This window comes from Variovorax pasteuri, assembly GCF_051216435.1.
In the GTDB taxonomy this organism is placed as follows: domain Bacteria; phylum Pseudomonadota; class Gammaproteobacteria; order Burkholderiales; family Burkholderiaceae_C; genus Variovorax.
In genome coordinates this window covers 1,168,712-1,193,299 of sequence record NZ_JBPJZS010000001.1, presented here as the reverse complement: position 1 = coordinate 1,193,299, position 24,588 = coordinate 1,168,712, and the positions used below count along the sequence as shown (strand labels likewise).

19 protein-coding genes are annotated in these 24,588 nt (G+C 68.1%); 7 read left to right on the top strand and 12 right to left on the bottom strand.

Translation table 11 applies throughout. The features are described 5' to 3' along the window. Positions 1-4: 4 nt before the first annotated feature. The 3 genes from urtC to urtA all read right to left on the bottom strand — a co-directional run bounded on the left by urtC (position 5) and on the right by urtA (position 3,575). The gene (urtC, locus tag ACSFBM_RS05635; protein WP_435483486.1) at positions 5-1,195 is read right to left on the bottom strand and encodes an urea ABC transporter permease subunit UrtC; all 1,191 of its coding nucleotides are present in this window, start codon (positions 1,193-1,195) and stop codon (positions 5-7) included. Positions 1,196-1,226: 31 nt separating this feature from the next. Continuing rightward, the gene (gene urtB / locus ACSFBM_RS05630; protein WP_435483485.1) at positions 1,227-2,141 is read right to left on the bottom strand and encodes an urea ABC transporter permease subunit UrtB; all 915 of its coding nucleotides are present in this window, start codon (positions 2,139-2,141) and stop codon (positions 1,227-1,229) included. A 168-nt stretch (positions 2,142-2,309) separates the two neighbouring features. Beyond that, positions 2,310-3,575, bottom strand: a complete 1,266-nt coding sequence (gene urtA / locus ACSFBM_RS05625; RefSeq protein WP_435435740.1) for an urea ABC transporter substrate-binding protein — start codon at positions 3,573-3,575, stop codon at positions 2,310-2,312. Between the two features lie 245 nt (positions 3,576-3,820). Here urtA and ACSFBM_RS05620 point away from each other — a divergent pair, with 245 nt between their 5' ends. The 3 genes from ACSFBM_RS05620 to ACSFBM_RS05610 all read left to right on the top strand — a co-directional run bounded on the left by ACSFBM_RS05620 (position 3,821) and on the right by ACSFBM_RS05610 (position 8,972). Further along, positions 3,821-7,219, top strand: coding sequence for a hybrid sensor histidine kinase/response regulator (locus tag ACSFBM_RS05620; protein ID WP_435483484.1), 3,399 nt, complete (start codon positions 3,821-3,823; stop codon positions 7,217-7,219). Further along, positions 7,191-8,111 (top strand): response regulator, encoded by a 921-nt coding sequence (locus tag ACSFBM_RS05615; RefSeq protein WP_435483483.1) that lies wholly within the window; start codon positions 7,191-7,193, stop codon positions 8,109-8,111. The genes ACSFBM_RS05620 and ACSFBM_RS05615 overlap by 29 nt, the downstream gene beginning before the upstream one ends. Before the next feature lie 90 nt (positions 8,112-8,201). Next, positions 8,202-8,972 (top strand): TIGR04325 family methyltransferase, encoded by a 771-nt coding sequence (locus ACSFBM_RS05610; RefSeq protein ID WP_435483482.1) that lies wholly within the window; start codon positions 8,202-8,204, stop codon positions 8,970-8,972. Positions 8,973-9,001: 29 nt separating this feature from the next. On the opposite strand, the gene ACSFBM_RS05605 is transcribed toward ACSFBM_RS05610, so the two are convergent. Further along, entirely contained in the window at positions 9,002-9,514 is a 513-nt protein-coding gene (locus tag ACSFBM_RS05605) for a Spy/CpxP family protein refolding chaperone (protein WP_435483481.1), read from the bottom strand. 200 nt (positions 9,515-9,714) lie between these two features. On the opposite strand from ACSFBM_RS05605, the gene ACSFBM_RS05600 reads away from it, so the two are divergent. Then, positions 9,715-10,524: a substrate-binding domain-containing protein gene (locus ACSFBM_RS05600; RefSeq protein WP_435483480.1), complete on the top strand. Its 810-nt coding sequence runs from the start codon at positions 9,715-9,717 to the stop codon at positions 10,522-10,524. 46 nt (positions 10,525-10,570) lie between these two features. Here the strand turns inward: ACSFBM_RS05600 and ACSFBM_RS05595 are convergent, their stop codons facing one another. From ACSFBM_RS05595 to ACSFBM_RS05575, 5 genes are read right to left on the bottom strand one after another with little or no spacing between them, the layout of a single operon-like run. Beyond that, entirely contained in the window at positions 10,571-13,105 is a 2,535-nt protein-coding gene (locus tag ACSFBM_RS05595) for a response regulator (protein WP_435483479.1), read from the bottom strand. Next, entirely contained in the window at positions 13,098-13,556 is a 459-nt protein-coding gene (locus tag ACSFBM_RS05590; RefSeq protein ID WP_435483478.1) for a response regulator, read from the bottom strand. Before ACSFBM_RS05590 ends, ACSFBM_RS05595 begins: the two co-directional genes overlap by 8 nt. After that, positions 13,549-15,843 (bottom strand): ATP-binding protein, encoded by a 2,295-nt coding sequence (locus ACSFBM_RS05585; protein ID WP_435483477.1) that lies wholly within the window; start codon positions 15,841-15,843, stop codon positions 13,549-13,551. Before ACSFBM_RS05585 ends, ACSFBM_RS05590 begins: the two co-directional genes overlap by 8 nt. Positions 15,844-15,871: 28 nt before the next feature. Further along, a complete protein-coding gene (locus ACSFBM_RS05580) occupies positions 15,872-16,492 on the bottom strand; it encodes a biliverdin-producing heme oxygenase (RefSeq protein WP_435483476.1) in 621 nt (206 codons plus the stop codon). Beyond that, on the bottom strand, positions 16,489-16,905 hold the full coding sequence (locus tag ACSFBM_RS05575) for a response regulator (protein ID WP_435483475.1): 417 nt from the start codon (positions 16,903-16,905) through the stop codon (positions 16,489-16,491). The genes ACSFBM_RS05580 and ACSFBM_RS05575 overlap by 4 nt, the downstream gene beginning before the upstream one ends. A gap of 162 nt (positions 16,906-17,067) precedes the next feature. Between ACSFBM_RS05575 and ACSFBM_RS05570 the strand changes: the two genes are divergently transcribed. Then, positions 17,068-17,823 carry a transporter substrate-binding domain-containing protein gene (locus ACSFBM_RS05570; protein ID WP_435483474.1) on the top strand — a complete coding sequence of 252 codons (756 nt, stop codon included), beginning with the start codon at positions 17,068-17,070 and terminating at the stop codon, positions 17,821-17,823. A 44-nt stretch (positions 17,824-17,867) separates the two neighbouring features. On the opposite strand, the gene ACSFBM_RS05565 is transcribed toward ACSFBM_RS05570, so the two are convergent. The 3 genes from ACSFBM_RS05565 to alaS form a co-directional block, all read right to left on the bottom strand. Beyond that, positions 17,868-19,127, bottom strand: a complete 1,260-nt coding sequence (locus ACSFBM_RS05565; RefSeq protein ID WP_435483473.1) for a D-amino acid dehydrogenase — start codon at positions 19,125-19,127, stop codon at positions 17,868-17,870. Between the two features lie 61 nt (positions 19,128-19,188). After that, positions 19,189-20,205, bottom strand: a complete 1,017-nt coding sequence (locus ACSFBM_RS05560) for a 2-dehydropantoate 2-reductase (protein ID WP_435483472.1) — start codon at positions 20,203-20,205, stop codon at positions 19,189-19,191. 57 nt (positions 20,206-20,262) lie between these two features. Next, positions 20,263-22,887: an alanine--tRNA ligase gene (alaS, locus tag ACSFBM_RS05555; RefSeq protein ID WP_435483471.1), complete on the bottom strand. Its 2,625-nt coding sequence runs from the start codon at positions 22,885-22,887 to the stop codon at positions 20,263-20,265. A 253-nt stretch (positions 22,888-23,140) separates the two neighbouring features. Here alaS and ACSFBM_RS05550 point away from each other — a divergent pair, with 253 nt between their 5' ends. Beyond that, complete coding sequence (locus ACSFBM_RS05550; protein ID WP_435483470.1) at positions 23,141-23,965, top strand: ferritin-like domain-containing protein; 825 nt, start codon at positions 23,141-23,143, stop codon at positions 23,963-23,965. A 224-nt stretch (positions 23,966-24,189) separates the two neighbouring features. Beyond that, a complete protein-coding gene (locus ACSFBM_RS05545; RefSeq protein ID WP_435483469.1) occupies positions 24,190-24,507 on the top strand; it encodes a hypothetical protein in 318 nt (105 codons plus the stop codon). Positions 24,508-24,588: the final 81 nt, after the last annotated feature.

Here is a 24,588-nt window from a genome sequence, read left to right as displayed (position 1 = left end):
TTGGTCAGGCGCGCTGGCTGCCGACGCCTTCGGGCAGCGTGGGCTCGGGTGTGGTTTCGCTGGGCGTGGCGATCACGGTGGCTGCAGGCGGCTTCACCGCGGCGTCACGCAACGCCTGCCGGCGCGACTTCCACCAGGGGCGGATCTTTTCTTCCCACACACCCGCCAACCCCATCGGGAAGGCCATGGTCACGCCGATGAAGAGCCCCGCCATCAGGAACAGCCACAGGTCCGGAAAACTCTCCGAGAACAGCGTCTTGCCCGCGTTCACCAGCAGCGCGCCGTACACCGCGCCCACCAGGCTCATGCGGCCGCCCACGGCGCAGAAGATCACCATCTCGATGGAAGGAACGATGCCCACGAAGCTCGGCGACATGAAGCCCACCTGCAGCGCGAACATCGCACCGCCGATGCCCGAGAGACCGGCCGCCAGGCAGAAGGTGAAGACCTTGAAGTTCGATACGTCGTAGCCCGAGAAGCGCACCCGGTCTTCCTTGTCGCGCATGGCCAGCAGCAGCGTGCCCAGCTTGCTGGTCTGCACCCAGCGGCACAGCAGGATGCTCAGCACCAGCAGGCCCACGCAGACGTAGTACAGGATGTACTTGGCGCTGTCGGTGCGGGTGTCCCAGCCGAGCATGGTCTTCAGGTCGGTCATGCCGTTCACGCCACCCGTGTAGCCCTGCTGGCCGATGATGAGCACCGTGCAGATGAGCGCCACCGCCTGCGTGATGATCGCGAAGTACACGCCGCCCACGCGGCGCTTGAACATCGCGAAGCTCACGAGCCAGGCCAGCGCCATCGGCGCCAGCACCACCAGCATCAGGCTGAGCGGCAGGCTCTTGAACGGCAGCCACAGCATCGGCAGCTCGGTGATCTGGTTCCAGTCCATGAAGTCCGGAATGCCGGGCGTGGACTGGATCTTGGTCGTGATGGGGTCGGAAGCTTCGAGCTTGAGGAACATCGCCATCGCATAGCCGCCGATGCCGAAGAACACGCCCTGCCCCAGGCTCAGCACGCCGCCGTAGCCCCACACCATGACAAGCCCCACGGCCACGAAGGCGTAGGTGAGGTACTTGCCCACGAGGTTGAGGCGGAAGATGTCGAGCGACAGCGGCAGCACGACCGCCAGCAGCAGCACCAGCAGCAGCAGGCTGCCCAGCTGGTAGCGCAGGATCGAGGCCTTGATGAAATTCATCGGAACGTTCTCCAAAAGGGAATCGGGTTCATCAGCGGCGGACCTTGACGGCGAACAGGCCTTGGGGCCGCATCATCAGGATCAGCACGATCAGCGACAGCGTCAGCACCTTGGCCATCGAGCCGGTCATGAAGAACTCGGAGATCGACTGCGTCTGCGCAATGCCGAAGGCCGAGACCACGGTACCGAGCAGGCTGGCCGCGCCGCCGAAGGTGACGACCAGGAAGGCGTCCACGATGTAGAGCGAGCCAGAGGTCGGCCCGGTCGAGCCGATGGTGGTGAAGGCTGCGCCCGCCACGCCGGCAATGCCGCAGCCGATGGCGAAGGTCAGGCGGTCGGTCTTCTTCGTGTCGATGCCGGTGGCGTTGGCCATCGTGCGGTTGGCCACGGTGGCGCGCACCCGCAGGCCCCAGCGGCTCTTGTGCAGCGCGATGAGCACGCCGGCCGTCACCAGCGCGGTGAGCGCCAGCACGAAGAGGCCGTTGATGGGAATGTCGAGACCTTCATGCGGCGTCCACGAGCCCATGAGCCACTCGGGCAGCGTGGGGCTCACTTCCTTGGGGCCGATGAAGGTGCGAAAGATCTGCTGCAGCCCCAGGCTCACGCCCCAGGTGGCGAGCAGCGTGTCGAGCGGCCGCTTGTAGAGATGGCGAATGAGCACCCACTCCACGATCCAGCCGACGATGAAGGCGAACACGAAGGCCAGGCCGATGGCGATCGGAAAGTAGTACGGCATGAACGCCGGCGCCAGGCTTTCGGTGACGCGCGCGGCCAGGTAGATCGAGTAGGCGCCGATGGTCATGAACTCGCCATGCGCCATGTTGATCACGCCCATCTGGCCGAAGATGATCGCCAGGCCCAGGCCCATCAGCAGCAGCACCGCGAAGAGGCTCAGCCCCGCGAAGCCCTGCATGAGGCCGATGTTCATCATGTCCGACAGAGTCATGGCGACTGGTTCCGGTTTTGGGTATCGGGTGTTGGGTGTTGGCCCCTTCCCCCTCTGGGGGAAGGTTGGGATGGGGGCTCAGCGGCTCTCGCAAACGCAAGGCTTCATCAAAGGCCGCTTGCCCCCACCCCTGCCCTCCCCCAGAGGGGGAGGGAGAAAGGCAAAGACTTACTGGTAGCCCTTCGGGAACGGATCGGGTTTGATCAACTCAGCCGACTCCGCCACCACCTTGAACGTCCCGTCCAGCTGCCCCTGCCCGATGCGCGCCTTGCTCCACAGGTGGTGGTTCGCATCCAGCTTCACGTAGCCTTCAGGCGCCGTCTTCAGCTCGATGCCCGGCGAACCCGCGACCACCTTGTCCACGTCGAAGCTGCCGGCCTTCTCCACCGCCGCCTTCCACAGCCAAGGGCCGAGGTAGCCGGCCTGCGTCACGTCGCCGATCACCGCGTCCTTGCCGTACTTCGCCTTGAAGGCGGCCACGAATTTTTTGTTGTTCTCGTTGTCCAGCGACTGGAAGTACTTCATCGACGAGTAGAAGCCCGCGAAGTTCTCGCCGCCCACGCCGGTCATTTCGTCTTCGGTCACGGCCAGCGTGAGCAGGAACTGCTTGTCGCCGGTGATGCCCGCGGCCTTGAGCTGCTTGTAGAAGGCCACGTTCGAGCCGCCCACCACGGCCGCGAAGATGCAGTCGGGCTTGGCGACCTTGATCTTGTTGATCAGCGAGTTGAAGTTGGTGTGGCCCAGCGGGTAGTACTCCTCGCCCTTGACCGAGCCCTTCTGGAAGTTCTCGATGTGCTTGCGCGCGATCTTCATGGACGTGCGCGGCCAGATGTAGTCGGAGCCCACCAGGAAGAAGGTCTTGGCCTTCTTCTCCTTCGCGCCCCAGTCCAGGCCCCAGATGATCTGCTGCGTGGCCTCCTGCCCGGTGTAGATCACGTTCTTGCTCTGCTCCAGGCCTTCGTAGAAGGTGGGGTAGTACAAGAGGCCGTTTTCCTTTTCGAACACCGGCAGCACGGCCTTGCGCGAGGCGCTGGTCCAGCAGCCGAACACCGCGGCGCAGTGGTCGTTGACCAGCAGCTTCTTCGACTTCTCGGCGAAGGTGGGCCAGTCGGAGGCGCCGTCTTCCTTGATGACCTTGATCTTGCGGCCCAGCACGCCGCCCATGGCGTTGATCTGGTCGATGGCCAACTGCTCGGCCTGGATGGAGCCGGTCTCCGAGATGGCCATGGTGCCGGTGGACGAATGCAGCTGGCCCACCGTGACTTCGGTGTCGGTGACCGCGAGCTTGGTGGTGTTGACCTTGGCCGTGGGGAACTGCCCCTGGCCGAAGCTCAGGCCGCTCAGGCCCATCACAGGCAGCGCGGCGGCGCCCTGCAGCAGACGGCGGCGGCGCAATGCCAGGGCATCGAGAGAAAGATCGGAATCACGCGACATCAGGAAACTCCAGGCAGGTTGTTGGAAAGGAAGGCCGCGCACCATCACAGTGCATCGGACGGTGCCCCGAGCACCATGGCTGGAACTTTAGAAATCAGTGGCGTATGCGCGAATACGTCATTCAACGTAGCGGCGGGAACCGGCCCTGCCCGCAGACTCGCGAGCCGGAGATCGGCGGAAAAAAGGGCACAGGGAGCGCTTCTTGCTGTACCCGCCCCATGCCACCGCCGCCGCGAGAACCCGCCATGCAATCCGTCTCCGGACAGAAGATCTTTCGCATCCGCCGCGACTACAACGCCTGGGTCGCGAACGAAACGCTGGAGGACTACGCCCTGCGCTACACGCCGCGCAGCTTTCGCAAGTGGTCGGAGTTCCGCGTGGCCAACGCGGCTTTCGGCGCCACCTCGTTCCTGGCGCTGGAGGCCATCGGCGGGGCCATCGCGCTGAGCTACGGCTTCTCGAACGCGCTGTGGGCCATCCTGGTAGTGGGGCTCATCACCTTCCTGACCGGGCTTCCCATCTCGTACTACGCGGCGCGCCACGGCGTGGACATGGACCTGCTCACGCGCGGCGCGGGCTTCGGCTACCTGGGTTCCACGCTCACGTCGCTGATCTACGCGAGCTTCACCTTCATCTTCTTCGCGCTCGAGGCCGCCATCCTCGCGCTGGCGCTGCAGATGTACCTCGACTGGCCGCTGTGGCTGCTGTACATGGTGTCGTCGATCGTGATCATTCCGCTGGTGGCGCGCGGCATCACGCTCATCTCGGGGCTGCAGCTGTGGACGCAGCCGATCTGGATCGTGCTGTTCGTATGCCCCTTCATCGCGGTGCTGGTGAAAAAGCCCGAGCTGTACGCCGACTTCACCAGCCTGGTGGGCCGCACCTCGGACAGCAGCGGCTTCGACCCGCTGATGTTCGGCGCCGCCGCCACCGTGGCCTTCTCCCTGGTGGTGCAGATCGGCGAGCAGGTCGACTACCTGCGCTTCCTGCCCGAGAAGACGGCCGCCAACCGCGGCCGCTGGTGGGCGGCGGTGCTCATCGCCGGGCCGGGCTGGATCGTGCCAGGCATGCTGAAGATGATGGGCGGCGCCTTTCTCGCCTTCCTGGCGCTGCAGCACGAGATACCGGCCAACCACGCGGTCGAGCCCACGCAGATGTACCTCACGGGCTTTTCGTACGTGCTGCGCGACCCGGCCTGGGTGCTGGGCATCACGGTGCTGTTCGTGGTGGTCTCGCAGATGAAGATCAACCTGACCAACGCCTATGCGGGCTCGCTCGCGTGGTCGAACTTCTTCGCGCGGCTCACGCACAGCCACCCGGGGCGCGTGGTGTGGCTGGTGTTCAACGTGGTCATTGCGATATTGCTGATGGCGCTGGGCGTGTTCTCGGCGCTGGAACACGTGCTGGGCTTCTACAGCAACATCGCCATCGCGTGGGTAGGTGCGCTGGTGGCCGACCTGGTCATCAACAAGCCGCTGGGCTGGAGCCCCAAGACCATCGAGTTCAAGCGCGCACACCTGTACGACATCAACCCCGTGGGGCTGGTCGCGATGCTGGTAGCGGCCGCCCTGGCCATGCTGGCGTACTCCGGCGCGCTGGGCCACTGGGCCCGCGCTTTCTCGCCCTTCATCGCGCTGGTCACGGCGATGGCGGTGTCGCCGCTGCTGGCGTGGAAGACGCGCGGGCGCTACTACCTCGCGCGCACCGACATCGACCGCTGGGCGCCGGGCCAGAGCGTGAAGTGCTCGGTGTGCGACAACAGCTTCGAGTCCGAAGACATGGCGCACTGCCCGGCCTACAGCGCGCCGATCTGCTCGCTGTGCTGCACCCTCGAATCGCGCTGCCACGACCGCTGCAAGACCGACTCGCGCGCGGCCGAGCAGATGAGCGGCTGGCTGCAGGCACTGCTGCCGCCGGCGCTGTCGGCGCGGCTGAACTTTCGCGTGGCGCACTACCTGCTGATTGCCACCTCGCTCATTGCGTTGCTGGCCACGGTGGTGGGCGTGGTGTATGCGCAGGAGGCGCTCGCGGGCACCAGCGACTCGACCATGGCCACGGCCTTCCTCAAGGTGTTCGCGCTGCTGTCGGTGGTGGCCGCGGTGGCCGCCTGGTGGGTGGTGCTGGGCAGCGAGAGCCGGCAGATGGCGCAAGAGGAATCGAACCGCCACAACAACCTGCTGGCGCTGGAGATCGAGGCGCACCGCCGCACCGACGCGGCCCTGCAGACCGCCAAGGAAGCCGCCGAGGCCGCCAACCAGGCCAAGACGCGCTACGTGGCCGGCATGACGCACGAGCTGCGCACGCCGCTCAACAGCATCCTGGGCTACTCGCAGATCCTGCTCAAGGGCGATGCGGCCTCGCCGCCGCGCGAGGCGGTGCAGACCATCCACCGCAGCGGCGAGCACATGCTGGGGCTGATCGACGGGCTGCTCGACCTTGCGCGCATCGAGGCCGGCCGGCTGCAGCTGGAGCCCGCGCCGCTGGCGCTGCCGGCCTTTCTGGAGCAGCTGGTGCACATGGTGCGCCCGCAGGCGGAGAACAAGGGCCTGGCCTTCGTCTACACGCACGCGGGCCGGCTGCCGCCGTGGGTGCATGCCGACGCCAAGTGGCTGCGCCAGGTGCTCATCAACCTGCTGACCAACGCCGTGCGCTTCACCGACAGCGGCACCGTCACGCTGCATGTCGATGCGCGGCGCGAGGTGCTGCGCTTCGACGTGGTCGACACCGGCATCGGCGTGGCGCCGCAGGACCACCAGCGCATCTTCCTGCCCTTCGAGCGCGGGGCGGCGGGCCGGCGGCGCGGCGAGCCGGGCACGGGGCTGGGCCTCACCATCACCGGCCTGCTGACCTCGCTGATGGGCGGCGAGCTGAAGCTGGCCAGCACCTCGTCGCAAGGCAGCACCTTCAGCGTGCGCGTGTACCTGCGCGCGGTGGCCGACCCCGGGCCGCAGGCCAAGGGCCTCAACTTTCGCCAGCCCGTGTCGGGCTACGTGGGCGCGCGGCGCACGCTGCTGGTGGTCGACGACCAGCCGGTGCAGCGCCAGATGCTGGCCGGCATGCTCGCGCCGCTGGGCTTTGCCGTGCGCGAGGCCGCCAGCGGCACCGAGTGCCTCGACAGCCTGCGCGAGGAGCTGCCCTCGGCCATCCTGCTCGACCTGACGATGGACGACATGGACGGCTGGCAGACCGCCACCTCGGTGCGCGCCGCGGGCTTCAAGGACATTCCGATCGTCATCGTCTCGGCCAACATGTTCGAGAACCAGCCCGAGCGGCTGCAGGCCGCCGGTTGCCAGGCCTTCGTGGGCAAGCCGGTGATCGAGTCGGAGCTCATTGCCACGCTGGAGCGGCACCTCGGGCTCGAATGGCTCTCGGCCGCCGATGCGGTGCCGCCCGCCACCGAGGAAGCGGCGCCGCAGCGCCCGCGGCAGCTCGCGCTGTCGGAAGACGACCGCGCCGAACTCATGCGCCTGGTGCAGATGGGCCATGTGCGCGGACTGCACACCGCGCTCGACCGGCTGGCTGCCGCATCGCCCACGGCGGCGGCCACCTGCACCTGGCTGCGCGGCATGGTCGCGCGCTTCGAACTCGACACCCTTCGCAACGCACTGGCAGAAGATGCAGACACTCCAATCGCTCCCTCCTGAACCCGAACGCCAGCACGCCGAACGCCCGGTGGTGCTGGTGGTGGACGACGCCCCCAGCAGCCTGGGCATGCTGTGCGACACGCTGGAGGCCAGCGGCTACACCGTGCTGGTCGCCGCCGACGGCGAGGCCGCGTTGCAGCGGCTGGAGCTGGTGGTGCCCGACGCGATATTGCTCGACGGCATGATGCCCGGCCTCTCGGGTTTCGAGACCTGCCGGCGCATCAAGGCCAACCCGGCGCTGGCGCACATTCCGGTGCTGTTCATGACGGGCCTGTCGGAAACCGCGCACGTGGTCGAGGGCTTCGAATGCGGCGGTGTCGACTATGTGGTGAAGCCCATTCGCGCGCAGGAAGTGCTGGCCCGGCTGCACACGCATGCGCGCAACGCCCGCATCACGCGCATGGCACGCGATGCGGTCGACGTGGCGGGCATGGGCGTGGTGTTCGTCGACACGCGCGGGCGCATCGCCTGGCGCTCGCCGCAGGCCGCGCTGTGGCTGCATGCGCTGGAAGACCCGGTGGCGCCGGGGCTGCTGCCCGCATCGCTCGAACCGGCGCTCGCGGCGGGCGCGTCCATAGCCATCGGCACCGCCACGGGCATGCGCCTGTCGGTGCGCAACCTGGGCGCCGCGGCGCTGGGCGAAACGATGCTGCTGTTCGCCATGCAGCGCGACGGCCCCGGCGGCGCGTCGTCGGCGCGGCTGGCCGACGCGGCCCTCACGCCGCGCGAGACCGAGGTGCTCTCCTGGCTTGCCAAGGGCAAGACCAACCGCGACATCGGCGAGATCCTGGGCACCAGTCCGCGCACGGTGAACAAGCACCTGGAGCACATCTTCGAGAAGCTGGGCGTGGAGACCCGCGCGGCGGCCGCGGCACTGGCCAGCGGTATGTAACCCCTGCGGGGTAACTGCCCCAGAGGCGCATGGCTTTAGGCCTCGAATGCTTCGGTCGCGCTCAGAATCAAGGCGCCACCGGAGACAAACATGCTCTCTAGCTTTCTGCGGTTCCCACCCAGCGAAAGCGCCTACAGGCGCAAGTTCCTGGACAACACGGACGAGAACCTGTTCATGGGGTCGTTCGACAGCTTCGCGGCAGCCGAAGCCGGCGCGCCGCCCTCCAAGGCCGTGGGCTACGCCAACGCCGACGCGGGCGAGCTCTACAGCCCGCAGATCTATTTCTACGACTACCCGAGCCTGTTCTGGCTGGGCCGCTCCGTCGATGCGGGCCTGACGCGCATCTTCGACCTGGGCGGCCACGTCGGCATCAAGTACTACGCCTTCCGCCGCGTGCTGAGCTATCCCGACACCCTGCGGTGGACCGTGTGCGATGTGCCCGGCGTGGTCGAGAGCGGCCGCGCGATGGCCGTGAAGCGCGAGGCCACCGCGCAACTGGCCTTCACCACCGACTACCGCGACGCGAGCGGCTGCGACGTGCTGTACGCCTCGGGCAGCCTGCAGTACCTGCCCGTGCGCATGGACGCGATTCTTTCCTCGTTGGCCATGAGGCCCAGGCGGATCATCATGAACACCACGGCCGTGCACCCGGAGCGCACGATCTTCACGCTCAACAGCATCGGCGTGGCCGTGTGCCCCTACCGCATCCAGCACCACGACGAGCTGCTGGCCGACCTGGCACGCTCCGGCTACAAGAAGCGCGACGTGTGGCGCAACGAGGGCAAGCCGATCGAGGTGCCCTTCGTGAGCGGCGGCGACAAGCCCTACTACGCGGGTTGCTGCTTCGACCTGGCGGCCTGACCCGACGACAGGTCGATGCCCGCCGGAATTCAGGGAATGACGGCCGGCAGGTTCTGGTCGGCAATGTGCCGTTGCTCGGGCGTCAGGGCGTTGTAGAGCGCCGACAGCGCGTCGCTCACCGACTGCACGCGCTGTGCCCGCCCTTGCGCCTGCGCGGCGCGCTGCTGCGCGAACTGCACGGCGCGCTGCTGCGCGAACTGCACGGCCGTCTGCTCGTCCGACGGTGCGGCGCCGGCCATGCCGCCGCGGCCGACGAGCTCCCACACGGCGTCGGAGAACCGGTCCCACAGCGGCGACTGCGCGGGCTCGATCATCAGTTGCAGCCGCAGGTCGTAGAGCTTGTCGCGGACCTTTCCCGCCGCGGTGGCCGGCGTGGAGAGCGCGTCGCCGTTGCGCGGGCTGGCGGCGCTGTCGGGCCGCGCCCCGCGCCTGCCGCCACCGCCCATGCCGCTGCCGCCACCGCCGAACTGTGCAAAGCCGTGGGTGCTCACGGCAAGCAGGGCCGCCGCCAGGGCCAACCGGTGCAGGGGTCGTTTCATCATGGGGGATCCTTGGGTGAAATCATCGCAAGGGCCGCAAAAAGGCCCGCGTGCATTTCAGGCGTGCCGGCTGTCCCGCGCGTTGCAGTCCGGTAAACCAGGGGTAAAGCGGACGGTCTTTACCTCGGTACTAACCCCGAATTCCCTGAAGGCGAAATGACAGCCCCGGCTTCTACGATGGCCTTTTCTCCGGAGACACGCCCATGAAGCCTTTCCTCGCCCTGACGCGCCGCACGGCGCTCCCCCTGATCGCGGCCCTGGCACTCGCGGGCTGCGGCGGCCTCGGCGGCAGCAAGCCCGCCGACAGCGACATCCACGTGATGACCTCGGGCGGTTTCACCGCCGCCTACAACGACCTGCGCCCCGCGTTCGAACGCAGCAGCGGGCGCAGCGTGAAGACGGCCTACGGCGCCTCGATGGGCAACGCAGACGACTCGATTCCCAGCCGCCTCGCACGCAACGAGCCGGCCGACGTGGTGATCCTGGCGCGCCCTGCGCTCGACGCGCTGGTGGCACAGGGCAAGGTGGTGCCGGGCAGCCAGGTCGACCTGGTGCGCTCGGCCATCGGCTTCGCGGTGCGCAAGGGCGCGCCCCGGCCCGACATCGGCACGGTCGAGGCGCTCAAGCGCACGCTGCTCGCCGCGCCGTCGATCGCCTACTCGGCCAGCGCAAGCGGTACCTACTACGAGACCGAACTGCTGAAGACGCTGGGCATCGAAGACCAGGTCAAGCCCAAGAGCAAGCGCATCCTGAGCGAGCGCGTGGGCACCGTCGTGGCGCGCGGCGACGCGGCGCTGGGACTGCAGCAGGTCAGCGAGTTGCTGCCGGTGGCGGGCATCGACTACATCGGCCCGCTGCCGGCGCAAGTGCAGCGCGTGACGGTGTTCTCCGCAGGCATCGCCACCACGTCGAAGCAGCCCGACGCTGCGCGGCAGCTGATCCGCTACCTGAATTCCCCCGCAGCCGCACCCACGATCGCGAAGACCGGGCTGGAGCCGCTGACGGCGAAGTAGCGGGCCCGACCGGCTGTTCGCGGCTGTTAGCGGCTCCTAGCGGCTGTCAGCGGCTCTCGATGAGCTGCTTCACCCGGCGCGCCAGTACGTCCATTTCGAAGGGCTTGGTCATGACGTGCATGCCCGGGTCCAGGTGGCCGTGGCTCAGCACGGCGTTCTCGGCATAGCCGGTGATGAACAGCACCTTCAGGCCGGGGCGCGCGGTGCGCGCGGCGTCGGCCACCTGCCGGCCGTTCATGCCGCCGGGCAGGCCCACGTCGCTCACGAGCAGGTCGATGCGCTGGCGCGGCGCCTGCAGGATGCGCAGCGCCTCGGCACCGTCGCCGGCTTCCAGCGTTGCGTAGCCCAGGCCCTGCATCACCTCCACGATGATCATGCGCAGCGCGGGCTCGTCGTCGAGCACCAGCACGGTGTCGCCCTGGTCGGCGCGCGGCGCGAGCGTGGCCTCGGCGGGTGCGCTGGCCGCCTCTTCCTGCGCGTCGTGGCGCGGCAGGTAGATGCTCACCGAGGTGCCCTTGCCCACTTCGGAGTAGATGCGCACCTGCCCGCCCGACTGCTGGGCAAAGCCGTAGATCATCGACAGCCCGAGGCCGGTGCCCATGCCGATCGGCTTGGTGGTGAAGAAGGGGTCGAAGGCGCGCGCCACCACCTCGCTCGGCATGCCCACGCCGTTGTCGCTGACGGTGAGCGACACGTACTGCCCCATCGGCAGGTCGCGCTCGCGCCCGGCGCGCGCGTCCATCCAGCGGTTGGCGGTTTCCACGACCAGCTTGCCGCCTTCAGGCATGGCGTCGCGTGCGTTGATGCACAGGTTGAGCAGTGCGTTTTCCAGCTGGCCCGGGTCGGCATGCACGTTCCACAGCCCCACGGCGGCCACCGTTTCCAGGGTGATGTGCGGGCCCAGCGTGCGGCGCACCAGCTCTTCCATGTCGGCCACGAGGCGGTTGGGGTTGATCGGCTTGGGCTCCAGCGTCTGGCGGCGCGAGAAGGCCAGCAGGCGGTGTGTGAGCGCCGCCGCGCGCTTGACCGCGCCCTGCGCCACGCCGAGGTAGCGCTCCATGTCTGCGGGCTTGCCGTCCAGGCCGCGCCGGCGCATGAGCTCCAGGCTGCCGCTGATGGCGGCCAGCAGGTTGTTGAAGTCGTGCGCCAGCCCGCCGGTGAGCTGGCCCACGGCTTCGAGCTTCTGGCTCTGGCGCAGTTGCTCGCGCGCTTCGTCGAGCTCGGCCGCGCGCTCCTTCTGTTCGGTGACGTCGCGCGCGGCCGCATACAGCAGGCCGCGATCGGGGACCACGGTCCACGACAGCCAGCGGTACGCACCCGAGAGGGTGCGATAGCGGTTCTCGAAACCGGTGGAGCGTTCGCCGGCGGCGAGCCGCGCCATCTCGGCGTGGGTCGAGGCCAGGTCGTCGGGATGCACCAGCGTGTGGAACGGCATGGCGCGGATCTCGTCGGCGCTCCAGCCGAGCACTTCCTCCCACGCGGGGTTCACGCTCACGAAGAAGCCCTCGAGGCTGGCCACGCTCAGCAAGTCCTGGCTCAGCGCCCAGGTGCGGTCGCGCTCGTGCGTGCGTGCCTCCACCTGGCGTTCGAGGGACGCAGCCAGCGCCTGCAGTTCGATCTGCGCCTCGCGCCGCGCCACGGCCGAGCGCACACGTTCGCCGACCTCGCGCATGAACTCGATCTCGTCGCGCAGCCAGGTGCGCTCCCGGCCATGGTTCAGGTAGAGCAGCCCCACCAGCCCGCCCCGCTCCGTGATCGGCATGTTCACCACGGCACGCGCGGTGATGGCGACGAGCGCATCGGCGTTGTCACGCGTGCGCGGGTCGGCATAGGCGTCGTCGAAGGCCACCGTCACGCCGCGCTTCAGGTCCTCGATGTAGGTGCCGTAGTCGCGAAAATGCAGCAGCCCCGCCAGGCTGGCGACGCCGGGCGCCGTCCAGTCGCGTTCGATGGCGATGGTCTCGGCAAAGGTGTCCACCACGCCGTAGCCGGCCCGGTCGACCCGCATGCGCCGGCCCAGCATCTCGGAGGCCGTATAGGCAATGTCGCCAGGGTCCTCCATGTCGCGGATGCGCTCGGCCAGCTCCATCAGCGCGAGGCGGCGCGCCTCGGCCTCCACGATGGCGTCGTTCGCAGCCTGCAGCTGGCGCTCGGCGTCGGCCTTGGCGCGACGGTCCTCCGACTCCTTGAGCGCCCGCTGGACCACCACCGGCAGCCGGGACAGGCGGCCCTTGCTCACGTAGTCGGTGGCGCCGCGCTTGAGCAGTTCCACCGCGTTGTCTTCACCGATCACGCCCGACACGAAGACGAACGGCGTCTGCGGCGCCATGCGGCGCGCCATTTCCAGCGCTTGCGCACCCGAGAAACCGGGCAGCTCGTAGTCGGAGAGGATCAGCGCGTAGTGCCCGTCGTTCAGCGCCTCAACGAAACCGCGTTCGTCGCGCACCGCACACGCGCGCGCGGACGGAAATGCGGCAGCCAGCGCCTCGGTCAGCAACTCGACGTCGAAGCGTGAGTCGTCGAGTATCAGCACCCGCGGAGCGCGCGGCGTGGTGTCAGGGGCGCCGGCGGATTCAGTCATTCTTGCGCACTGCCTTGAGCGAGCCGGGCGGCGGCTCGTTGAGCACCGCCCAGAAGACACCGAGATCGGCAATGGCCGAGACGAAGCGGTCGAACGCCACGGGCTTGACCACATAGGCGTTCACGCCCAGCTCGTAGCTGCGCACCACGTCCGTTTCCTGCTGCGACGACGTGAGCATCACCACTGGAATGCTGCGCAGCGCCGCGTTGGCGCGCACCTCCTGCAGCACCTCCAGGCCGGTGACCTTGGGCAGCTTCAGGTCGAGCAGGATCACCGCCGGGTTGCCTTCCTCGCGCCCGGCATGCTCGCCCTGGCGCAGCAGGTATTCGAGCGCCTGCGCACCGTCGCGCATGACCACCACGTCGTTGGCGAGCTGGCTGCGCTCCAGCGCGACGAGGGTGAGTTCGAGGTCGCGCTTGTCGTCTTCGACGAGCAGGATCGGTTTAAGCATGTCCTTCTCCGTTCGCGGCCGGCGGGTGTGCCGATGCGGTGCTGTCAGCGGCCTCGCGCGGGAGGACGAAGCCGAACGTCGCGCCGGCGTCCACCTCCCCCCGGGCCTGGACCGTGCCGCCATGGCGCTCCACGATCCGCTTCACACTGGCCAGGCCGATGCCCGTGCCTTCGAAATCTTCCGCCTGGTGCAGGCGCTGGAACACGCCGAACAGCTTGTCGGCGTACTTCATCTGGAAGCCCACGCCGTTGTCCTGCACCTCCAGGCCGTCGCCCAGGTCGCTGCGAATGCCGCGCACCGCAATGCGGGCGGGACTGCGCGTGCGCGAGTACTTCACCGCGTTGGCCAGCAGGTTGCGCACCGCCACCTGCAGCAGCAGCGGATCGGCATGCAGCGGCGGCAGGGCCTCGTCGATCTGCCACTCGATGGCGCGCCGCGGCTCCTGGCGCGACAGCTCTCGCACAAGGCCATCGACCAGCGAGGCCGTGTCGACGGGGCGCTGCTTGAGCGCGGCGCGGCCCATGCGCGAGAAGTCGAGCAGCGCATCGACCATCTGCCCCGCGAACGCGGCCGCGTCCTTCACATGCGACAGGTAGCGGTGGGCGCGCTCGCTCAACTGCTTGCCCTCGGTCTGCGCCACCAGGTCGACATAGCCCGCGATGTGGCGCATGGGTGCGCGCAGGTCGTGCGAGACGGTGTACGAGAACGCCTCCAGCTCCTGGTTGACGCGGCCCAGCTCGGTGGCCACCGCCGCCAGCTCCTCGGCGCGGCGCAGCACCACGCCGATCAGGGCCTGCCGCAGCTCGCCCGCCGCACCCACCTCGGTGGCCGACCACGGCCTGGAACGCCCGCCGATGTTCTCGACCCAGCTGGCGAAACTCAGGCGCGGATGGATGCGGCCGCCGGCGGTGCTCTCCGGCTTGCGCGGGTCGCCCGCCCAGCGCACGGTGCGCACGATTTCCGGGCGGAACCACAGGATCAGGTGGCGGTGCACCTGGGAGATGGAAATGGCCAGCACACCGGCGGCCGTGCGCCGGAAAGCCTCGGCGGGCGTGAAGTGCGCGGCCATCGAATCGCTTTCGTAGACCTCCACGCCCAGCCCCGCGATCCAGCGCGCCAGCTCCTGCACCTGCGCGCGTTCGGGCGCGTCGCCGGTGCACCAGACCTCGTCGTCCAGCACCACGGCTGCGCCCGAGGAGCGCATCACGCGCAGCATCAGCGAGGCTTCGGCCACCAGGTGCTGCAGGGTGGCGTCGCTCTCGCCCAGGTGCGAGACGATCTGCAGCGTGAGGCGGCGCAGTTCGAGCCGCTCGGCCACCTCGCCGTTGCTTTCCTTGGACTGGACCTGCAGCGACAGCAGCTGCCCCAGGTGCTCGCAGGCCAGGCGCGTGCCCGTGTCCAGAAAACGCGGTGCATGGTCGTGGCACGACACGAGGCCCCAGAGCTTGCCGTCGACCACGATCGACACCGACATGGACGCCAGCGTGCCCATGTTGCGCATGTACTCGAGGTGGATCGGCGACACGCTGCGCAACTGGGCCTGCGACAGATCGATGTCGGCCGCCGTGAGCGACGCGTCGTGGGCGCGCAGCCGCACCGGCTGGTAGTTGGCGTCGGCAATCAGCCGGAAATGGTTGACGAGGTACAGCGCGCGCGCCTGCTGTGGAATGTCGGTGGCCGGAAAGTGGTGCCCGACGTAGCTGTCGTAGTCCGGGTCGGCTTCCTCGGCCAGCACCTCGCCGTGGCCCGCTTCGTCGAAGCGGTAGACCAGGCAGCGGCCGAAACCGGTGAGCCGCTTCATCTCGCGTGCGGCCAGCGCCGCGAGTTCGGGCACCGTGCGCGCCTGCTGCAGTTGCGGCAGGAAGACGCGGCCCAGGGAGTAGATCGGCGCCTCGTTGCCGCCCGAGGGCGTGGCAGGCTCGAACTCGACGATCAGGTGGCGTTCGCTGCGGTGCACCGAGGTGTCGAACAGTTCGCCGGCAGCGCCCAGCCTGAGCGCGCCGAGCGACACCGGCGAGGCCCCGGCGTGTTCCGCCTGCAGAAAAGGCAGGGTGGGCAGCGACAGGTCGTGCAGCGCTTGCTGCGCGGCGGCAAGCTGCGCGTCGGACCAGTTCTCGCTCCAGGCGACAGGCGCAAGCGAGTCGGGCTGCAGCACCAGCAGGCGACCGTGCGGCTGGATCGAACCGGGCACGCGAATCGGCTCCAGGTCGCAGGAGGACAGCTCGACCTGCAAGGGCTCGATGGTGCGGGCGTCGGCGGTGGCTGTGGATGCTGCGGGCATGGACATGGGCACGGATACGTTCAGCGCCACTGCGTCAGGCCGTCAGCCCGAAGCGCGGCATCAGGGTTCGGAAACCGGCCACCGCCCCGCGTTGGGCCGCCTGCACGGCGGCCGGGTCGCGCAGCGCCGCGGCCAGCTGGGCGACAAAGTCCTTCCACTGCGCGGGCAGGCCCTCGGGGGCATCGACCGGCTGGAAGTAGCGCATCGGGTGCGGTGCCAGCCGCGGGCCGAGCCGCTTGAACATGGACGCACCGCCCAGTTGCGAGCCTTCGAGCACATAGGCCAGCCCCCAGGCGAAGGCGGGGTCGCGTGCCGGGCCGGCAAGCAGTTGGGCATCGGCCGGTGCGGCGCCCTCCCCGTGCAGCGGGCTCTGTGCGGAGCCGGCGTCCTCCAGGTCGAGCGCGAGCGCGGCCAGGCGGCGCTCGGTGCGCCGGGCCACGCGGCCCAGGCCCGAGTCACCCGACACGGCCAGCGCGTGGCGTACCGATTCAAGCCAGGGGCGCAGCGCGCGCAGGTGGGCTGCGTAGTCGGCCAGCGAGGCGTCTTCGCGGGCGATCGGCAAACGGGCATCGAGGGCCTCGTGCAGCGCATGGGTCGCGGTGCGCAGCGGGCGCAGCACCTCGGCCACCGAAGGGGCGGGACCGGCCACGCTCATGGCTCGATCGCCTCCAGGGGGTTGCCGCCGCGCGCGCGTGATTCCGCTTCCAGGCTGGCGCACAGTGCAAAAAAATCGTCGAGTTCGACCGCCTTGTCGAACACCGCGTCCGCACCGAGCTCCCGCGCCCAGTCGGAGATTTCGCCGGTGGCGTAGTTGGTCAGCACCACCACGCGCTGGCCGGGGCGGCATTTGCCGCTGCGCTTGACGATGCCCAGGCCCGAGCCTTCCTGCAGGAACAGGTCGACCACCAGCAGGTCCCACGCGCCGGGGTTCTCGCCCAGCCAGGCGACGGCTTCCGCCTCCGTGGTGGCGGTACCGATCAGGTGAACGTCGACTTCGTCCTCCATGGCGGCGATCAGTGTCTGGCGGATGTGAGCGTTGTCTTCGACGAGAAAAGTGGAAAGCGGCACGGCTGCAGGCAAGTTCTATTTGCGGATCGTTCGAGCCTACGCGAATCTGTCGCAGGGCCGGTGAGCGCGCTTCCCTACATCCAGTAGGAAATTGGGAAGGCTGTCGCCGTAAACTGGGCGGCCGCTCCCTTGTCACCCTCTGCCATCCCCTTGTGGAACGCCATGACACAGCCTCAGCCAACCCTGATTTCCCCCGCCCTCCTCGCTGCTTTTGCGCCCGGCGGCACGCTGCGCGCCTCCATCAACCTGGGCAACCCGATCCTGGCCAACAAGGACGCCACCACCGGCGAGCCGGTCGGCGTGTCGATCGACCTGGCGCGAGAGTTCGCACGGCGGCTGGGCGTGGACGTCGAGCTGGTGGTGTTCGAGAAGGCCGCCGCGTCGGTCGACGCTGTGAAGAACGAGAAGGCCGACATCGGCTTCTTCGCCGTCGACCCCGCGCGCAGCGAAGGGCTGCTGTTCACCGCGCCCTACGTGCTGATCGAAGGCAGCTACCTGGTGACTGACTCGTCGGCGCTGACGGACAACGCGCAGGTCGATGCAAAGGGCCACCGCATCTCGGTCGGCGCGGGCAGTGCCTACGACCTGTTCCTGACGCGAGAGATCAAGGCGGCCGACATCGTCCGGCTGCAGGGCGCGGGGCCGGCGCTCGCGGCGTTGCGTTCCGGCGAGGTCGAGGTGGCGGCGGGCATTCGCCAGCTGCTCGAAGGCGAGGCACAGCGCGCACCCGGCGTGCGCGTGCTGCCGGGGCGCTTCATGGTGATCCAGCAGGCCATGGGGACGCCGGCCAGCCGGGGCGCGCAGGCGCAGGCATTCCTGGCGGCCTTTGTCGAGGAGATGAAGGCCAGCGGCTTCGTCGCCGATGCCTTGAAGCGTCACCGCATCGAGGGGGCGGTTGTCGCGCCGGCTTCTTCCTGACCCTGCAACCCGGTCGAGCGGTGTCGCTGTGGTCAGTGTCGGCTTCAGCCGCCGTAGCGCGCGACGGTGAGCCCTTCCATGTCGATCTCGGGCGCCCTGCCCGACACCATGTCGGCCATCACGCGGCCGGTGCCTGCGGCCATCGTCCAGCCCAGCGTGCCATGGCCGGTGCTCAGCATCAGGTTGGGAATGCGGGTCGCGCCGATGACCGGCGTGCCGTCGGGCGTCATGGGGCGCAGGCCGGTCCAGAAAGAAGCGTCGCGCACGTCGCCGCCCCGGGCGAACAGGTCGGTCACCACGTGTTCGAGCGTGTCGCGCCGGCCGGCGTCCAGCCGCAGGTCGAAGCCCGAAAGCTGCGCGGTGCCGCCCACGCGGATGCGCTCGCCCAGGCGCGTGACAGCCACCTTGAAGGTTTCGTCCATCACGGTCGACTCGGGGGCGCCGCTCGCATCGGTGATGGGCACGGTGATCGAGAAGCCCTTCACCGGGTACACCGGCAGGTCGATGCCCAGCGGCTTGACCAGCGCGGGCGAATAGCTGCCGAGCGCGACAACATAGCGCTCGGCGGTGAAGTTGCCCTTGTCGGTGCGCACCGCGGTCACGCCCTTGGCCGCATCATGTTCGATGGCCTGGACGGTCACGCCGAATTTGAAAGTCACGCCCTCGGCCTCGGCCAGCCTGGCCAGCGCCTGCGTGAACTTGAAGCAGTCGCCCGTCTCGTCGCCCGGCAGGCGCAGCCCGCCGACGAACTTGTGCTTCACCGCCGCGAGCGCGGGCTCGTACTGCACGCAGCCTTCGCGGTCGAGCACCTGGTAGGGCACGCCCGAGGCCTGCAGCACCTCGACGTCCTTCGAGGTGCCGTCGAGCTGCTGCTGCGTGCGAAAGAGCTGCAGCGTGCCCTGCATGCGCTCGTCGTAGGCGATGCCGGTGTCCGCGCGCAGGGCCTTCAGGCAGTCGCGGCTGTATTCGGCGAGCCGCACCATGCGGCCCTTGTTGACCTCGTAGCGCGCCTGCGTGCAATTGCGCAGCATCGACAGGCCCCAGCGCCACATGGCGGGGTCGAGCATGGGCTTGATGACCAGCGGGCTGTGCTGCATGAGCATCCACTTGATGGCCTTGACCGGCACGCCGGGCCCGGCCCAGGGCGCCGAGTAGCCCGGCGAGACCTCGCCCGCGTTGCCGAAGCTGGTTTCGAGCGCGGGCGCCGGCTGGCGCTCCAGCACCGTCACCTCGTGCCCGGCGCGCGCCAGGTAGTAAGCCACCGAGGTGCCGATGACACCGCTGCCCAGAATCAGAACCTGCATGAGATCAACCCTTTGAAGCCGCCGTCCAGCGCGATGCAGCCGAGGGTACAGGGCTCAGGCGCTAGAGGCCGAGCGCATCTTGCAATTGCCGTGCCGTCCAGCGCTTCGGCTGTTGCGGCCAGGCCTCGAGCAAGGCGACCATGCGCGCGTTGCGCGGTGCGCTCAGGCCGTGCTCCTGCGCGAGCCGCACGACCTCGCCGCTGAGCGAGTCGATCTCGGTGCGACGGCCCAGCGCCAGGTCGTCGGCCATGCTGGAACGCGCCTTGGCGTCGATGCGCAGCATGCGTGCCGCGACGACGCGAAACAGCCAGTCGGGCAGGCGCAGCACGCCCGGCAGGCGGCGCGCCGGCACCGCGGCCACCTGCGCGGGCGCAATGCCCGCCACGTTGAGGATGCTCAACGCCTCGTCGATCAACGACGCGAAGCAGCGGCGGTAGCCGCGCTGCATGAGTTCGTCGCGCAGCGGCAGGCCCGAGAGCGCGTTGACCGGGTTGTTGAGGTTGAGCATCAGCTTGCCCCACTGCACCGGCAGCAGGTCGGGATGCAGGTCGAGCGGCACGCCGGCGCGCGCGAACACCGCAAGCCAGGGGTGCAGCGCCGAATCGTCTTCCGCGGCCAGGCGCCCCGGGGTTCCGCGGTGAAAGGCGCCGGGGCCGATCTCGGCGACGTTGTACGGGACCATGCCGGCACGCACGTTGAGCGAGGGGCCGGTCTGCGACGCGGCGGCACAGTTGGAAATGCCGTTCTGCAGCGAGACCACCGTGGTGCCCGCGGGCAGCGCAAAAGCCAGCTCGCCCGCGGCCTCGGCCGTGGCGCCGCTCTTCACGCACAGCAGCACCAGGGCGGGCCGCGCGCCGGGCGGCACCTGTTCGCTCAACTGCAGGCCTGCCGCAGGAAGCGTGTGTTTTGCGCCATCCATGTCGGTGAGCGTCATGCCGTGCGCAGCGAGCTTGTCGAGCACGCGCGGGCGGCCGACGAACGTGACAGGCACACCGGCCGCCGCGAGGCTGCCGCCGATGAAGCACCCGATGGTGCCGGCCCCCATCACAAGCACTTCACCGGGGATGTCTTCTTGCATGAAGTGCGTGGTGCGTGTGTGCGTGGTGCGTGTGTGCGGTGGGGCCGTCGGGTGGCGTCAGGCGCGCTCTTCGACCCAGGCCTGCACCGACTGCAGCGCGGCCGCCAGGCCTGCCGCGTGGGTGCCGCCGGCCATGGCCATGTCGGCCTTGCCGCCGCCCTTGCCGCCGACCTGCTGGGCCACGAAGTTGACCAGCTCGCCGGCCTTGACCTTGCCCGTGCTGTCGGCGGTGACGCCGGCCGCGATCTGCACCTTGTCGCCGTCGGCGGCGGCCAGCACGATGACGGCCGTCTTCAGCTTGTCCTTGAGCTTGTCCATGGTGTCGCGCAGCGTCTTGGCGTCGGCGCCGTCGAGCTTGGCGACCAGCAACTTCAGGCCCTTGACGTCCACCGCCTGCGACACCAGTTCGTCACCCTTGGACGACGCGAGCTTGCCCTTGAGCGCACCCACTTCGCGCTCGAGCGCCTTCACCTGGTCCAGCACCTGCGTGAGGCGGCCTTGCAGTTCCGCGGCCGGTGTGCGCAGCGTGGCGGCCACGCTGTGCACGGTCGATTCCAGGTCCTGCAGGTACGACAGCGCATTGGCGCCGGTGACAGCCTCGATGCGGCGCACGCCGGCGGCCACGCCGCCTTCGCTCACGATCTTGAACAGGCCGATGTCGCCGGTGCGGCTCACGTGGGTGCCGCCGCACAGCTCGCGGCTGGAGCCGATGTCCAGCACGCGCACGCTCTCGCCGTACTTCTCGCCGAACAGCATCATGGCGCCGGTCTTCTGGGCCGACTCCATGTCCATCACGCGGGCCTGGGTCGGCGCATTGGCCAGCACTTCGGCGTTCACGCGCTTCTCGATCTCGAGGATCTGCGCGTGCGAGACGGCGGCGTTGTGCGCGAAGTCGAAGCGCGTCTTGTCGGCATCGACCAGCGAGCCCTTCTGCTGCACGTGGTCGCCCAGCACTTCGCGCAGGGCCTTGTGCATCAGATGGGTGACCGAGTGGTTGCGCATGGTGGCGTTGCGGCGCTCGATGTCGACCGCGGCCCTGACCGCGTCGCCCACCTTCAGCGTCCCCTGCGTCTGCGTGCCGTGGTGGCCGAACACGTCGGCCTTGATCTTCTGCGTGTCGTCCACGCCGAACTGCACGCCTTCGGCAACGAGCACGCCCTGGTCGCCGACCTGGCCGCCGCTCTCGGCATAGAACGGCGTGGTGTCCAGCACCACGATGCCGCCCTGGCCTTCTTTCAGTTCCTGCACGGCCGCACCGTCGACGTACAGCGCCACGACCTTGGCGTTTTCCTCGAGGTGCTCGTAGCCGGTGAAGGTGTTGCCCGCGCCGGCGTATTCGACGTTGCGGTCCATCTTGAACTTGCCGGCCGCACGACCCGCGGCCTTCTGCTTTTCCATGGCGGCGTTGAAGCCGGCCTCGTCCACGCTCACGCCGCGCTCGCGGCACACGTCGGCCGACAGGTCGAGCGGAAAGCCGTAGGTGTCGTGCAGCTTGAAGGCCACTTCGCCCGGCAGCGTCTTCGCGTCGCCAGCCAATGCCGCGTCGAGGATCTCCATGCCGTTGGCCAGCGTTTCGAAGAAGCGCTCTTCCTCGGCCTTCAGGGTGTCGGTGATGCGCTTTTCATCGGCCACCAGCTTCGGATACGCGTCGCCCATGAGCTTCACGAGGTCGGGCACCAGCTTGTGGAAGAACGGCTTCTTCTGGCCCAGCTTGTAGCCATGGCGGATGGCGCGGCGAATGATGCGGCGCTGCACGTAGCCGCGGCCTTCGTTCGACGGGATCACGCCGTCGGCCACCAGGAAGGAGGTGGCGCGGATGTGGTCGGCAATCACGCGCAGCGAGTTGTTCGACAGGTCTTTCTCGCCGGTCTCGCGCGCTGCGGCCTTGATGAGCGCATCGAAGATGTCGATTTCATAGTTGCTGTGCACGTGCTGCAGGATCGCGGCCAGGCGCTCCAGGCCCATGCCGGTGTCCACGCAGGGTGCGGGCAGCTTCTTGACCGAGCCGTCTGGCTGCATGTCGAACTGCATGAACACGTTGTTCCAGATCTCGATGTAGCGGTCGCCGTCTTCATCGGGGCTGCCGGGCGGGCCGCCGGGGATCTCGGGGCCGTGGTCGAAGAAGATCTCGGAGCACGGGCCGCACGGGCCGGTGTCGGCCATCATCCAGAAGTTGTCGGACATGTAGCGTCCGCCCTTGTTGTCGCCGATGCGCACCACGCGCTCGGGCGGCAGGCCGATGTCCTTGGTCCAGATGTCGTAGGCCTCGTCGTCCTCGATGTAGACGGTGGCCCAGAGCTTGTCGGCCGGCAGCTTGTAGACCTGGGTCAGCAGTTCGTACGCCCAGGTGAGCGATTCGCGCTTGAAGTAGTCGCCGAAGCTCCAGTTGCCCAGCATCTCGAAGAAGGTGTGGTGGCGCGCCGTGTAGCCCACGTTCTCGAGGTCGTTGTGCTTGCCGCCGGCGCGCAGGCAGGCCTGGACCGAGGCGGCACGCACGTAGTTGCGCTTGTCTTCGCCGAGGAACACGTCCTTGAACTGGACCATGCCCGAGTTCGTGAACATGAGCGTCGGGTCGTTGCCCGGCACCAGCGAACTCGAGGCCACGACGGTGTGGCCCTTGGAAGCGAAGAAATCGAGAAAGGTCTTGCGGATGTCCGCGACCGTGAATGTGGGCTGGCTCATCTTTGGATTCGTCTTCTGTCGAGGGCGGCCCGGCGATGGCGACCCTGTGTCGAACCCACTGCGGCGAACCGGCCTAACTGCTTGATTTGCTTGAACAAACGATTATAGGTTTGGCCATGACGCCCGCGCCTTCCCGGGGCAAACTCCGGGTTCGGGGCGGCGCGGCTAATATGTGACCCGGCGCAAAAAACGAGAACCAAAAGCGGTCTGCGCCATCCGTACTTGTACGGACACAAAGAATCAAGGAGCTCGCATGGCAAGCCACGAGGCGGAACAACACTGGCAGATCGAAGACCTCGATTTTTCGCGCATTGCGCTCGACAAGGTCCGCCCGGACGAGAACCTCTTCTACCTGGTGACCTCCGCCTCCTTCATAGAGAGCGGCTCCGACCTCTATACGCAGAACCTGGTCGACTTCTTCCGCGGCGACGACGAGGTGACCGACTGGCTGACGAACCACTGGGAACTCGAAGAGCTGCAGCACGGCAAGGCCCTGCGCGCCTACGTGCGCCACGTGTGGCCCGAGTTCGAATGGGACACCGCGTACCAGGGCTTCCTGAAGGAGTACGCGACCTACTGCAAGGTCGAGCTGCTCGGCCCCACCCGCGCCCTTGAGATGACCGCGCGCTGCGTGGTCGAGACGGGCACTGCCACCTACTACCGCGCCATGGCGCGCAGTACCGACGAGCCGGTGCTGCAAGACCTGGCGACGCGCATCGCGACCGACGAAGTCAATCACTACAAGCACTTCTATCGCTTCTTCCGCCGCTACCGCGAGCAGGAACGGCTGAGCCGGTTCCGCGTCTTCGGCACCATCGGCCGGCGCACGCTCGAGCTCAAGAGCGAGGACGCGGACTGCGCCATCCGGCACGTGGTGCAGGCGCGCTCGCCCGAACGGGCCAGCGACACGGCCTATGTGCAGGCATTGAGCGCGCGCATGAACAGCACCATCCGCACGAACCTGAGCGCCGGCACCACGCTCAAGATGCTGATGCGGCCGCTGGAACTGCCTGCAAGGGTGCAAACGGTCATCCAGTACCCGATCCGGCAGTTCATGCAGCACGTATTTCTGCGCTGACCTGCCCCCACAGGAGTGGGCGGGGAATGCATACAACGTACGCCGCAGATTCACAAACCAGGGCTGAAGAAGTGACAAACCGGGACGGCCGTCCCGATTTCGGCAACGAAAGCCTCGCTAGTATCTGCCGCTCACCCCTTTCTAGAGGCGAGGCTTGAGACCTTCGGAAGAGCGGCAGTTCGCTCCTGGCAAGTTGGCTCGCAGCCTTCTTGCATGCGAGTCCGATGTTCGAAAACACAGCCAAGCGCGAGCAACCCTACACCATACGACTGGACGGTTCCGACCTCTCCATTCGCGACCTGATGGAGGTGCGATTCACTTTCTTGAGACTGCTCGAGGAGCACATCGGCGCACCGTCCCGGGTGATCAGGTGCTACCGGGCGTGGACCAGTCAGCTCGAGTCTGGCACCGATGCCTTGACCGAAACACAGAAAGCCCACGCACGTGCGTGGCGGGAGGCCTGGGAACACGCGACCGGCCTGACCGCCCCGCTGCTGAGCAAGCCGCAAACGACGGCGTTCCAGTTCGAGCTGCTCAGGTGACGCGTCCCAAAAAAAACCCAGCGCCTGGCTGGGTTGTGAACCTCTTGAGTGCTGTCACACACAGAGAACTCGCACATCGAG